Annotated in this window: 10 protein-coding genes; 9 read left to right on the top strand and 1 reads right to left on the bottom strand. The window is 64.5% G+C overall.

Going from position 1 to position 12,594, the window contains the following annotated elements; translation table 11 throughout:
- Positions 1-23: 23 nt before the first annotated feature.
- The 7 genes from ACFX5Q_RS16410 to ACFX5Q_RS16380 all read left to right on the top strand — a co-directional run bounded on the left by ACFX5Q_RS16410 (position 24) and on the right by ACFX5Q_RS16380 (position 8,877).
- Entirely contained in the window at positions 24-716 is a 693-nt protein-coding gene (locus ACFX5Q_RS16410) for a GntR family transcriptional regulator (RefSeq protein WP_404279614.1), read from the top strand.
- Positions 717-749: 33 nt separating this feature from the next.
- On the top strand, positions 750-1,853 hold the full coding sequence (locus tag ACFX5Q_RS16405; protein ID WP_404279612.1) for a mandelate racemase/muconate lactonizing enzyme family protein: 1,104 nt from the start codon (positions 750-752) through the stop codon (positions 1,851-1,853).
- Position 1,854: 1 nt separating this feature from the next.
- On the top strand, positions 1,855-3,039 hold the full coding sequence (locus ACFX5Q_RS16400) for a mandelate racemase/muconate lactonizing enzyme family protein (RefSeq protein WP_404279610.1): 1,185 nt from the start codon (positions 1,855-1,857) through the stop codon (positions 3,037-3,039).
- A gap of 248 nt (positions 3,040-3,287) precedes the next feature.
- Positions 3,288-4,952, top strand: coding sequence for an ABC transporter substrate-binding protein (locus ACFX5Q_RS16395; protein ID WP_404279607.1), 1,665 nt, complete (start codon positions 3,288-3,290; stop codon positions 4,950-4,952).
- 70 nt (positions 4,953-5,022) lie between these two features.
- On the top strand, positions 5,023-5,976 hold the full coding sequence (locus ACFX5Q_RS16390; protein WP_081482077.1) for an ABC transporter permease: 954 nt from the start codon (positions 5,023-5,025) through the stop codon (positions 5,974-5,976).
- A complete protein-coding gene (locus tag ACFX5Q_RS16385) occupies positions 5,973-6,857 on the top strand; it encodes an ABC transporter permease (protein WP_404279604.1) in 885 nt (294 codons plus the stop codon). Before ACFX5Q_RS16390 ends, ACFX5Q_RS16385 begins: the two co-directional genes overlap by 4 nt.
- Entirely contained in the window at positions 6,850-8,877 is a 2,028-nt protein-coding gene (locus ACFX5Q_RS16380; RefSeq protein ID WP_404279602.1) for a dipeptide ABC transporter ATP-binding protein, read from the top strand. Before ACFX5Q_RS16385 ends, ACFX5Q_RS16380 begins: the two co-directional genes overlap by 8 nt.
- A 7-nt stretch (positions 8,878-8,884) precedes the next feature.
- Here ACFX5Q_RS16380 and ACFX5Q_RS16375 read toward each other — a convergent pair whose 3' ends face one another.
- Complete coding sequence (locus ACFX5Q_RS16375) at positions 8,885-9,805, bottom strand: LysR family transcriptional regulator (protein ID WP_404279600.1); 921 nt, start codon at positions 9,803-9,805, stop codon at positions 8,885-8,887.
- 114 nt (positions 9,806-9,919) lie between these two features.
- Here ACFX5Q_RS16375 and ACFX5Q_RS16370 point away from each other — a divergent pair, with 114 nt between their 5' ends.
- Together ACFX5Q_RS16370 and ACFX5Q_RS16365 are read left to right on the top strand one after the other, a co-directional pair.
- Positions 9,920-11,575 (top strand): ABC transporter substrate-binding protein, encoded by a 1,656-nt coding sequence (locus ACFX5Q_RS16370; RefSeq protein WP_404279598.1) that lies wholly within the window; start codon positions 9,920-9,922, stop codon positions 11,573-11,575.
- Positions 11,576-11,577: 2 nt separating this feature from the next.
- The gene (locus ACFX5Q_RS16365; protein ID WP_404279596.1) at positions 11,578-12,468 is read left to right on the top strand and encodes a DUF427 domain-containing protein; all 891 of its coding nucleotides are present in this window, start codon (positions 11,578-11,580) and stop codon (positions 12,466-12,468) included.
- The last annotated feature ends 126 nt before the right edge of the window (positions 12,469-12,594 follow it).

Raw genomic sequence — 12,594 nt, 5'->3', positions numbered from 1 at the left:
CCGGTTCTCCCCGGAGTGAGCGCATGGCCAAGCTGGACTTCAGTCCGATCGCGGATACGACTCGCAGGGCCGAGATCGTGGCGCTGCTCAGGCGGGCGATCCTGACCGGCCAGCTCGAGCCGGGACAGAAGCTCAACGAACTCAGGATTTCCGAGCAGATGCGGGTGAGCCGCGCGCCGCTGCGCGAGGCGATGCGCGAACTGGTGCAGGAGGGCATCCTGACCAGCATCCCGTATGCCGGCACATTCGTGATCAATGTGACCGCCAAGGACATCGACGACGCCTATTCATTCAACAAGGTGATGGACGAGTTTGCCATCGAGCGGGCCTGGAAGCTGCGCGACCGGCGCTTCTTCGACGAGCTCGACCGGCGCCACGAAGCGGTGAAGCAGGCGACGCGCGATCTCGACACAACCCGCCAGATCGAAACAGCGCTGCAGTTGCACGGCCTGATCTACGAATGGGCCGACAATTCGGTGCTCCTGGAAACCTGGCAGCGGCTGACCAGCCGGCTGCAGATGTATTTCGCCCTCCACCAGCGGGCCCGCAACGAGCCGGTGCCCTCGGAAGACGTCCACGAGACCTATGTGCAGCTGCTGAAGGGCAAGGACATGCGTGCCGCCCAGCGCCATGCCCGTGAACATATCGACCTCGATTTCGAAGAGCTCCTTGCCTACGCGCGCGGCCTCGAAAAGCGCGCGTCGAAGGGCGCCTGACCAATCCGAACTTTGCTGACAACGGACAACAACGTGAAGATCAAAACCATAAAAGCCTACCATGTCGTGCAGCCCTTCGTGGACGGGCCATACCGCATGTCGAAGGGGCGCGTCGCCGACGCGTTCGACGCGGTGATCGTCGCCATCACCTCCGACAGCGGGGTGACCGGCTGGGGCGAAATGGCGCCGCTCGGCAATTTTTACTCACCAGCGTTCGCAGCGGGTGTCCGCGCGGGCGTGGTCGAGATCGCGCCGCATCTGATCGGCCAGGACCCGCGCGGCCTGGCCGGCATCGGCCGGCTGATGGACACGGTGTTCAAGGACCATCCCTATATCAAGTCGGCTCTCGACATGGCCTGTTGGGATCTCGCCGCGCGCGCCGCCGACGTGCCTCTGGTGACGTTGCTCGGCGGCCGCGAGAGCGAGACGGCGGAACTTTACAAGGTCGTCACCCACGGCACGGTCGACGCGATGGCCGCACTTGCCAAGCGCATCGTCGGCCAGGGATTCCAACGGCTGCAGGTCAAGGTCGGCGGCAATGTCCGTGACGACATCGAGCGCGTGACGGCTGTCGCCGCCGCGGTGCCGAAAGGCACCGTCATCTTCTGCGACGCCAATGCCGGCTGGACGCCCTACCAGGCGCGCCAGTTCGCCGACGCGACGCGCGCCATCGACTACACGTTCGAGCAGCCCTGCACCACCATCGATGAAAACATGTCGGTGCGCCGCTCGCTGGACAAGCCGATGGTGCTCGACGAATCCGTCGCCTCGCTGGACGACATGCTCGACATCCACCGCAAGGGTGCCGCCGATGGGCTGACGCTCAAGATCTCGCGGCTCGGCGGCGTGACCAAGACCCGCCAGATCCGCGACCTCGCCGTCGATCTTGGCTTCATGATCACGGTCGAGGACACCGGCGGCGCCGAAATCGACACAGCTGCGATGGCGCATCTGTCGCTGTCGACGCCGGAGGAGCGCCGCCTGCACGCCATCGCCTTCCATGAATGGGTGACGATACGCACCGCCTCCAACATGCCGCCGGTGACCGGCAGCCGCATGGGCATTCCCGATGGTCCGGGCCTCGGCATCGATGTCGTGCCCGACCTGCTCGGCAAGCCCTTCTTCGAGATCGGCTGAGATGAAGATCCGCCGCATAAAGGCGACGCCGATCAACCTGCGGCTCGAAGCGCCCTATGCCTGGGTGTTCGGCGAACTCGACGGCTTCTCGCCGACGATCGTCGAGGTCGAGACGGAGGACGGTCTGATCGGCCTCGGTGAGGCGCCGACGCCAGCCGCAGCGGCGATCATCAACGACGTGCTGGCGCCAAGACTCGCCGGCCGCGACGCGTTCGACATCGCCGGCGCGGAAGAAGCCTGCCTGCCCTACTGGACCGGCGTGCAGTCGATCAACGACCGCAGCCGCATCATGGCCTTCGGCGCCATCGAGATGGCGTTCTGGGATCTGCGTGGCAAGGCGTGGAAGCAGCCGCTTTACCAGCTGCTCGGCGGCGCTGTGCGCAAGGACATCCCGTTCACCGACTATTTCTCGCTGCGCGGCGACGGTCCCAAGGTGAAGGGCGAGACGACGCCGGAAGAAGTCGCCGACTATTGCGTCGAACTGCACGAGACCCATGGCACGACTTTCTTCGAAGGCAAATTCTCGACGCAGGATCCCAAGATCTCGCTCAAGATGGTCGAGCTGATCCGCAGAAAACTCGGCGATGAGGCGATGATTCGCATCGATTCCAACCAGGCCTATTCGCTGGCGACCGCCAGGCGGCTGGCGCGGCCGCTGGAAGAGCTGGGCGTGCGCAACTGGGAGGATCCGGTGGCGACCATCGAGGAGATGCGCGAATTGCGCCGGCATTGCTCGATCCCGTTCTCGACCCACAATATCGATATAGCCCGCGCGATGGAGATCAAGGTGCCCGATGCCATCGTCGGCAATCCGACGGCGCATGGCGGCATCGGCCGGCTGCTGCGCTTCGTCGGTGCCTGCGAGCATGCCGGCATCGATTTCTGGTGCTACAGCGGCGACAGCGGCATCGGCAGCGCCTGCTATCTGCATCTGTGCGCAGCCCTCGGATGGATCCGCGAGCCAAACCAATCGCTGTTTCGCATGTGGCCTATCGACGTGATCGAGGAAGGGCCGTTTTCGCCGCGAAATAATGTCGTGCGCGTGCCCGAAGGCCACGGCCTCGGCGTCACCCTGTCGCGCGAGAACCTTGCCGCCTGCCATCGCGACTTTGTCGAGAACGGGCCGTGTAACAAGTATAACGACCCGGCGAAGCCCGGCACCTATCGGCGCCTGCCGTTGAACTAGGAGTGATCACACAAACCAACAGGAGACGGATACAACAAGAGAAGCCCGCAGCCGCGACAAGGATCGCGTAACGCGGGACGAACGGAGCTTCGAAAATCCGGCCCTGCCGCGCAGGACCGGAGAGGACCGCATGTTAGAGTTCCGGTCGAAGACCACATTGACGGCCGGGATCCAGGAGAACTCCACGGAATTCGTCAATCACAAGAACATTCGTCAATCACAAGAACACAGGGGAAAGGGTAAGTCCCATGAGCAAGAACTATCGCCTTCTCGATCTCATCCGGCGCTCGCGCTCGCCGCTCGAAAACCATCTCATCGATGGGCTGATCGACTGCCGGGTCAGCCGCCGCGACTTCATCCGCCATGGCAGCCTGCTCGGCCTGTCGCTGCCGCTGCTGGGCAGCATCGGCACAGCCGCCGGCCTCGGTGCCATGCCCTCGCTCGCTCGCGCAGCGGGCGCTCCGGGTGCGACCATCCGCGTGGCGAGCAGCGTGCCGGCAGCAGCGATCGACCCGGTGACCATCGCTGACGCCGGCGGTCTACTGGTGATGCAGCAAGTCGCCGAGTTCCTCTGCATCGACGGGCCCGACCTGGTGTTGCAGCCGGCGCTGGCCGAAAGCTGGAAGCCGAACGACAAAGGCACGGTCTGGACCTTCAAGCTGCGCAAGGGCGTCAAGTTCCACAGCGGCGGCGAGATGAAGGCCGACGACGTGGTGGCCAGCATCGACCGGCTTGCCGACCCGGCCAATTCGTCCAACGCGCTGTCGGTGTTCAGCGGCATATTGCAAAAGGGCGCGACCAAGAAGGTCGATGACCATACGGTCGAGTTCCATCTCGACGCGCCGAACGGCAACTTCCCCTACATGGTGTCGTCGGACAATTACAACGCCGTCATCATCCCGGCGAGCTACAAGGGCGACTACGAAAAGAGCTTCGACGGCACCGGGCCGTTCAAGATCGAGAAATACACGCCCAAGGTCGGCGCCTCCTTCGTGCGCAACGAGGACTATTGGGGGACGAAGGCGCTGCCGGAGCGCACCGAGTTCACCTTCTTCGCCGACATGCAGCCGCAGATCCTGGCGCTGCAGGGCGGCCAGGTCGACATCATCAACCAGATGCCGGTGCTGGCCGGCGTCGGCCTGCTCAACGATCCGAATGTCGACATCATCAGCCTGAAATCGGTGGCACACCAGCAGTTGCACCTGCGCTGCGATTCCGATCCGTTCAAGGATCCGCGCGTGCGCCGCGCCATCGCGCTCAGCCTCGACCGCAAGAAGCTTGCCGCCGGTCTGATGAAGGGCCGCGCCCTGGAGGGCAACGACAGCCCGTTCGCCTCTGCCTATCCCTCGACCGACCCGAGCGTGCCACAGCGCGAGCAGGACATCGCGCAGGCCAAGCAGCTGATGGAAGCGGCCGGCGCCGGCAAGGGCTTCAAGGTGACGCTGACCACCGAGCGCTATCTGGAAATCCCCGAATATGCCCAGCTCATCCAGAACTGGGTCAAGGAGATCGGCATCGAGCTCGAGCTCAACATCCTCGACCAGGGCGCCTATTACGGCGATGCGGTGTTCGGCAAGTCGAACTGGCTGGACTCGGTGATGGGCATCACCGATTACGGCCATCGCGGCGTGCCCAACGTCTACCTTGCAGCACCGCTGAAGAGTGACGGCACCTGGAACGCGGCGCACTTCAAGAACAAGGACTACGACACGCTCGCGACCAGCTACATCGCGGCGCTCGACCTTGAGGCGCAGAAGGCTAGCGCCGGCAAGATCCAGAAGCTGCTGCTCGAGGAAACGCCGGTCATCTTCGGCTATTTCTACGACTATCTGACGGCGACGGCGAAAGGCGTGACCGGCGTGCAGCCGACTGCCATGTCGCAGTTGTTCCTGGACAAGGCATCGAAGGCCTGAGCAGAAAGGGAAAGCCAATCCTCTAAGCCGGCTCCCTCATGGGGAGCTGGCTCCACAAGGAGTCCTAGCCATTCTCTCCTTCCTTGTCCGGCGCCTGGCCCTATCGCTCGTCACGCTGTTCCTGCTCAGCATCATGGTTTTCCTGGGTGGCCAGGTGCTGCCCGGCAATGTCGGGCGCGCCATATTGGGACCGTTTGCCGACCAGCGCGCCGTCGACACGCTCAATCACACGCTCGGCGTCGATCGGCCGCTGCTCACCCAATATGCGAGCTGGATCTGGAATTTCCTCCAGGGCGATATGGGTACCTCCTATATTTTCCGCTCGCCGGTGGCGCCCTTCGTCATCGATGCGCTGGGCAATTCGATGAAGCTGGCGGCGGTCGCCTTCGTGCTGGTGGTGCCGATCGGCATCCTCGGCGGCGTCATCGCCGCGCTCAACCTCAACCGGCCGCTCGACCGCATCATCAGCCTCGGCGGCCTGTCGGTGACGGTGCTGCCCGAATTCGTCACCGGCATCATCCTGATCCTGATTTTCGGCGTCTGGCTGCGCTGGCTGCCGATCTCCGCCGCCTGGCCGCGCGATGCCGGCTTCTTCACCCAGCTCTATTATCTGATCCTGCCTTCGCTGCCGCTGTTCCTGGTGCTGTTCGGCTATATCGCCCGCATGGCGCGTTCCGGCATGATCGAGGCGCTCGATTCCGACTACACGCGCACCGCCGTGTTGAAGGGCCTGCCATGGCGGACGGTGATCTGGCGGCATGTGCTGCGCAACGCGCTGCTGCCGACCATCACCGTCATCGCGACCCAGACCGGCTACCTGATCGGCGGCCTCGTCGTCATCGAGACGCTGTTCCGCTACCAAGGCATCGGCTCGCTGATCTTCACCGCCGCGCGCGGCAAGGATTTCCCGATCCTGGAGGCCGGCATCCTGACCATCGGCATCGTCTATGCGGTGGCCACTTTGGCCGCCGACTTCCTCTATTCCGTGCTCAACCCACGCATCCGGCTGGGGACAGACCAATGAGCGCCACCGACAGTCCCGCCACCAGCCCCGCGCCCGGCAATGCAGGGCGACGCGGTCCGACGGCGGAGGTCTTTTTCTCCCTGCTGCGGTCGGGCACGTTCCTCACTGGCCTCGGCATCGTGTTGTTCTGGATCGCCTGCGCACTGTTCGGCGAGCATTTTGTCCCTTACGACCCGCTCGCCGACGACATCATCAACGCGCTGGCGCCGCCGTCGGCCGAACACTGGTTCGGCACCGACCAGATCGGCCGCGACGTGTTCTCGCGCGTCATCGTCGGCTCGCGCGACATCCTCACCGTGGCGCCTTTGGCCACCTTGCTGGCGACCGTGGCCGGCACTGCGCTCGGCCTGTTCACCGGCTATTTCCGCGGCATCGTCGACGACGTCATCAGCCGCATCCTCGAAGCCTTCATGGCGATCCCCGTGGTGATCGTGGCGCTGCTCGCCATCGTCGCGCTCGGCACCTCCAAGACGACGGTCATCGTCGTCATCGGCCTCAGCTTCGCGCCGATCATCGCCCGTACGGTGCGTTCGGCGGTGCTGGCCGAACGCGAGCTCGACTATGTCGCAGCAGCGCAACTCAGGCACGAGAGCGCTTTCCACACGATGTTCGTCGAGATCCTGCCCAACGTCATCCCACCGATCCTGGTCGAAACGACGGTGCGGCTCGGCTATGCCATCTTCGCCGTTGCCACGCTGTCCTTCATGGGCTTCGGCATCCAGCCGCCCTCGCCCGACTGGGGGCTCTCGATCTCCAGCAACTACGGCATGATCGGCGGCGGCTTCTGGTGGACGGTGCTGTTCGACGCTCTGGCCATCGCCTCGCTGGTGATCGGCGTCAACCTTGCGGCGGACGGCGTCCACGGAGCGTTCAATGACTGAGAAGGCAGCCAACGCGCTCGAACTTTCCGACCTCTCGGTCGCCTACCGCGTCGGCGGCCGCAACCGGGCGGTGCTGCGCAACCTCAACCTCGCCATCGGCCAGAGCGAAGCCTATGGGCTGGTCGGCGAATCCGGCTGCGGCAAATCCACCGTGGCGCTGTCGGTGGTGCGCTATCTCCCGAGGAATGGCTCGATCACCGGCGGCGCCATCTCGCTCGACGGTAAGGACGTGATGAAGCTCGATGGCGAAGCGCTGCGGCGGACGCGGGCGGAAAGCGTGTCGATGGTCTATCAGGATCCCGGCAAGGCGCTGAACCCGTCGCTGCGCATCGGCCGCCAGCTGACCGAGATCTTCGAACTTGCCGGCGTCACGGGAGAGGCGGCCTCCGAGCGGGCGATCGCCATGCTGAACCGGGTGCGCATCTCCGACCCGGCAAGCGTCATGCAGCGCTATCCGCACCAGCTTTCGGGCGGCATGCAGCAGCGCGTGGCGATTGCGATGGCTTTAGCCAACAATCCGACCATGCTGATCCTCGACGAGCCGACGACCGGCCTCGACGCGACGGTGGAGGCCGAAGTGCTCGACCTGATCGCGCTGCTTCGCCAGGAACTCTCGGCCTCGATCCTGTTCATCAGCCACAACCTCGCGGTCGTCTCCAAAATGTGCGACCGGGTCGGCGTGCTCTATGCCGGCATGCTGGTCGAGGAAGGCTCGACGCAAGACGTGTTCAACGATCCGCGCCATCCCTACACCGTGGCGCTACTGCGCTGCCTGCCGCGCGGCGGCCAGCGCAAGGACCAGGGCCGCCTCGACACCATTCCGGGGTTCCTGCCCGGCATCGGCGCCGACATCAAAGGCTGCGCCTTCGCCGACCGTTGTGCTTTGGCCACCGACCGTTGCCGCAGCGAATTGCCGCCGCTCTACGATCTGGGCGGCCGGCTGTCACGCTGCCATTACCACGAACAGGCGCCGGCGCTGCCGCGCGCGACACCGAGCGATGTGGCAGCCGCACCGAAGGCCAAATCGGAACCGGTCCTCCATGTCGAGGGATTGAACAAGACCTATGCCAGCCACGGCCATGCGCTGAGGGCCGTAAAGGATGTTTCCGTCAGCCTGCGGCCCGGCGAGACGCTCGGCCTGGTCGGCGAATCCGGCAGCGGCAAGACCACCTTCGCCAGGCTGCTGCTCGGCCTGGTGCCGCCGGACGAAGGCGGCTCGATCACGCTTGAGGGCAAGGCGCTGGCGCCGCGGCTGGACAGCCGCACCGACGACCAGATCAAGGCGATGCAGATCGTCTTCCAGAACCCGGACTCGGCGCTCAACCGCTCGCATTCGATCCGCCATCTGATCAGCCGCGCGCTGAAGCGGCTGGCGGGCTTGAGCGGCGCCGCACTGCAGGCCCGCCTCGACGAGCTTGTCCGTTCGGTGCGGCTTACCGATCGGCATCTCGCCGTCAAACCGCGCCAGCTCTCGGGCGGGCTGAAGCAGCGCGTCGCCATTGCGCGGGCCTTTGCCGGCGAGCCGCGCATCGTCGTCTGCGACGAGCCGACCTCGGCGCTCGACGTGTCGGTGCAGGCGGCGATCCTCAACCTGCTCGCCGACCTGCAGTCGAAAGAGGATGTCAGCTACATCTTCATCTCGCACGATCTCGGCGTGGTGCGCTATCTCTCCGACCAGATCGCCGTGCTCTATCTCGGCAGAATCATGGAACTGGGGCCATCCGAAGCGGTGTTTTCCGGCCCGCACCACCCCTATACGGAAGCGCTTTTGTCGGCGGTGCCGAAGCTCGACCAGACCGAGACCTCGCGCATCCGCCTCGACGGCGAAATCCCCAGCGCCACCCATCCGCCGCCGGGCTGCGTGTTCCAGACGCGCTGCCCGCGCAAGATCGGCGCGATCTGCGAGACGCAGGAGCCGCCATTGGCGGAGGCTGAGCCCGGCCATTCGATCCGCTGCCATATTCCCTATGCCGAGCTGGCAAGGTTGCAGAAACCGGCGATGCAGGTGGTGCCTGCCTGACGATCGGCTAAAGGCGATCGTTCTGCGCGATTGAATCCGCCATGCTGAAGGCGCGGTCGCCTTCGGCAAAGCCCTCGCCCGTCGTCCAGTCCCTCGCAAGATCGCGCAATCCCTCGAGCGCGACATTCAACGTGTCCGACGAGGCCGGGTTCGACGGATAGGCGAGATAGATCGGCCGCTGGAACACCGGCGCGCCCTCGATGCGCCTCAACTCGCCGCGCTCGATATGGCCGCTGACGGCGCTGAGTGGCAGATAGGCGGCCGATTGCTGCGACAGCACGTGCTGCAACCCGATGAAGACCAGCCCGGCCGATATGGCCGGCTTGACCAGGCCGGCAAAGGCGCGGTCATGCTCGACGCGAAATTCGAGCCCCCAATCCATGAGGATGTAGTTCTCCGTCCACGGCCCGGTCTGCGCCATGTGCTGCACAAGCACCACCTGGTCGACGGCCAATGTCTCATAGACGATGCCGGGATGCGGCCGCGGCAGATACAGGATGCAGATGTCGAGCAGGCCTTCGGCCATCTGGTCGATCGCCAGATCCGGGAAACTGCCTTCGAGCCGCAGGGCCACGTTCGGGCACCTTTCGCGCATCCAGGCGATCCAGGGCGAGGTGATGCGGTCCCAGAGGTAAGCGGGCGCGGTGAGCCTGAGCAGCGTCTCGTAGCCATCGGGGACGGCGATGTCCTGCCTGGACTGCTCCCAGGTGCGGGTGATCGAGGATGCGTGCGGCAGGAATTGCCTGCCGGCAGGCGTCAGCGTGATGCCATCGCGGTCGCGCACGAACAGCTTGCGCCCCAATTGCTCCTCAAGCCCCCTGATCCGGGCGCTGACGGTGGACTGGGCGAGGTTCAGCCGGCTCGCCGCGACGGTGAAGCTGCCATGCGCGGCAACCTCTAGGAAACTGCGCAGATTTTCCGTGTCCATGGCTCCACCTTGCATCGAAGATTTCGATGACCCCCATCAAAAAATATCGCTTTCCGGGTGGGATCAACAGTGAACTAGATGGCCGAGCCCCCACGATAAGCAAGGAATGCCGCCATGCCAAAGCATTTCAGGATGATCGATACCGCCCGCCGGAATCTCACGGCAATCGAAAATTCCGCTATCGACGAGTTGCTGGCCGGCAGGATCGGCCGCCGCGAATTCCTGCGCCATGGCAGCGTGCTCGGCCTGTCGCTGCCCTTCCTCGGCGGCATCGTTTCATCGCTCGGACTTGGAGCGCCGCAGGCGCGCGCCGAAGGCAAGCCGGGCGGGACCGTGCGCGCCGGCATCGCTACGCCCGGCGGCGCCATCGACCCCGTCACCTATTACGACAGCGGCAGCTATCAGCTGGTGTTCCAGACCGCCGAATTTTTGTGCGTAACCCAGCCCGACCTGACGCTGAAGCCGGTACTGGCGGAGAGCTGGTCGCCGAACGAGGACGGCAGTGTCTGGACCTTCAAGCTGCGCAAGGACGTGAAATTCCACAATGGCGAGGACTTCAAGGCCGACGATGTCGTGGCGACCTTCGACAGGCTCGCCGATCCGAGCGGTTCATCCAATGCGCTGTCGGTGTTCAAGGGCCTGTTGTCGAAGGGCGGCACCCAGAAGGTCGACGACCACACCGTCGCCTTCCATCTCGACGCGCCGAACGGCAGCTTTCCCTATTCGGTGTCGATCGACAATTACAACGCCGTCATCCTGCCGGCGAGCTACAAGGGCGACTACGAGAAGACCTTCGAGGGAACCGGTCCGTTCCGGCTGGAGAGCTACACGCCGAAGGTCGGCGCGAGCTTCGTGCGCAATCCCGACTATTGGGGCGAGAAGGCGCTGCCGGACCGGATCGAATTCAAATTCTACGGCGACGTGCAGCCGCGCATCCTGGCGCTGCAGGCGGGCGAAGTGGACCTGCTCGATGCCGTGCCGCTCGATGTCAGCCAGGTGGTGCTGAACAGCCCCGATATCACCGTGCTGCGCGTCGCCTCGACTGCGCACCGCCAGTTGCATATGCGCTGCGACATGGCGCCTTTCACCGACAAGCGCGTACGTCAGGCGCTGGCGCTCAGTATCGACCGCTCCAAGCTGGTCGACGGGCTGTGCCGCGGCATGGCGGCGACCGGCAATGACAGCCCGTTCGCGCCGGCCTTCCCGGCCACCGACAAGTCGATCCCGCAGCGCGCGCAGGACATCGCCAAGGCCAAGCAGCTCATGGAAGCCGCGGGGTTCGGCAGCGGCTTCGACATCACGCTGACGACACTGCGCTATTCCGACATTCCCGGCTACGCGCAGCTGTTCCAGAACTTCGCCAAGGAAGTCGGCGCCCGCCTCTCGCTCAACATCGAGGACCAGGACAAATATTACGGCAAGGCGGTGTTCGGCCAGTCGGACTGGCTGGACAGCCCACTCGGCATCACCGACTACGCGCACCGCAGCGTGCCGAACGTGTTCCTGAAGAGCCCGCTGGTCAGCGACGGTCCGTGGAACGCGGCGCATTTCAAGAACACGGCCTATGACGGGCTGGTCGCCGGCTATCTCAAGGCGCTCGACCTCGATGCGCAGCGCAAGGCCGCTTCCGACATCCAGAAGCTGCTGCTCGAAGAGACGCCGGTCATCTTCAGCTACTTTCCCGATTTGCTGGTGCCGGTGCGCAAGAATGTCAGCGGCCTGCCGCCGATCGCCGCCGGGCTGCTGCTCGATCGTGTGTCCATAGGCTGATCATGACCGCGCACCAACGCCACGTCACGAACGAAAAGAAACGGGAGACCACCATTCGCAAGTCCCATTTGCGCGGTCGCGGGCCGCATTTCCCCGTGCTCGACACTATCGTGCAGTACGAATTCGAACCGGGCTACGTCGCCTTCACCATGCCGTCGCCGAAACGGCTGCGGGTTCAGGTCGGCTCGATGACCGTCGCCGACACGACCAAGGCGCTGGTGTTCTACGAGTCCGACCATTTGCCGGTCTACTACTTCCCGATCGGCGACGTGCGCGAGGAGTTCCTGCTGCCCAGCAAGACCACGACGGAGGACCCGTTCAAGGGCGTCGCCACCCACTATTCGCTCAACACCGGCATCACGCTGGTCGAGGATGGCGCCTGGCGCTATCTCGACCCGGTCAAGGGCTGCCCGCCAATCTCGGACTACATGTCTTTCTACTGGAGTAAGATGGGCCACTGGTTCGAAGAGGACGAGGAGATCTTCGTCCATGCCCGCGATCCGTTCCGCCGGGTCGACTGCCTGCCCTCGTCGCGGCGGGTGCAGGTCATCCTCGACGGCGAGCAGGTGGCCGATTCACGCCGTGGCGTCTTCCTGTTCGAGACCGGCCATCCGGTGCGCCACTATCTGCCGATCTCCGACACCAGGCTCGATATGTTCGCCCCCAGCCGCTACATCTCGCGCTGCCCCTACAAGGGCATCTCCAACTATTACCACGTGACGACTTCCAAGAAGCGCCACGAGAACCTCGTCTGGTACTATCCCGAGCCGGTACACGAGGCCGAACGCATCAAGGGGCTGGTCTGCTTCCACCACGAACTGGTCGACAAGATCCTGGTCGACGGCGTCGATATCCCGAAAGAGGCGACGGCCGCATCGGACGGCTATTTCTGAACCGTTGCGTTGGGCTCGTTCCTCGAGACGGAGTTCTGATGGGTCGGCAAGGCAACCGCATACCTCAGAGATTGGCCGAAACTTCTTCCCGTCGTCATCCTGGGGCGTAGCAAGGAGCGAAGCGAC

It is taken from the genome of Mesorhizobium sp. IMUNJ 23033 (assembly GCF_044778005.1).
In the GTDB taxonomy this organism is placed as follows: Bacteria; Pseudomonadota; Alphaproteobacteria; order Rhizobiales; family Rhizobiaceae; genus Mesorhizobium; species Mesorhizobium amorphae_A.
Note: the sequence above shows the minus strand (reverse complement) of the source record. Positions and strands in the feature narration are given on the sequence as shown.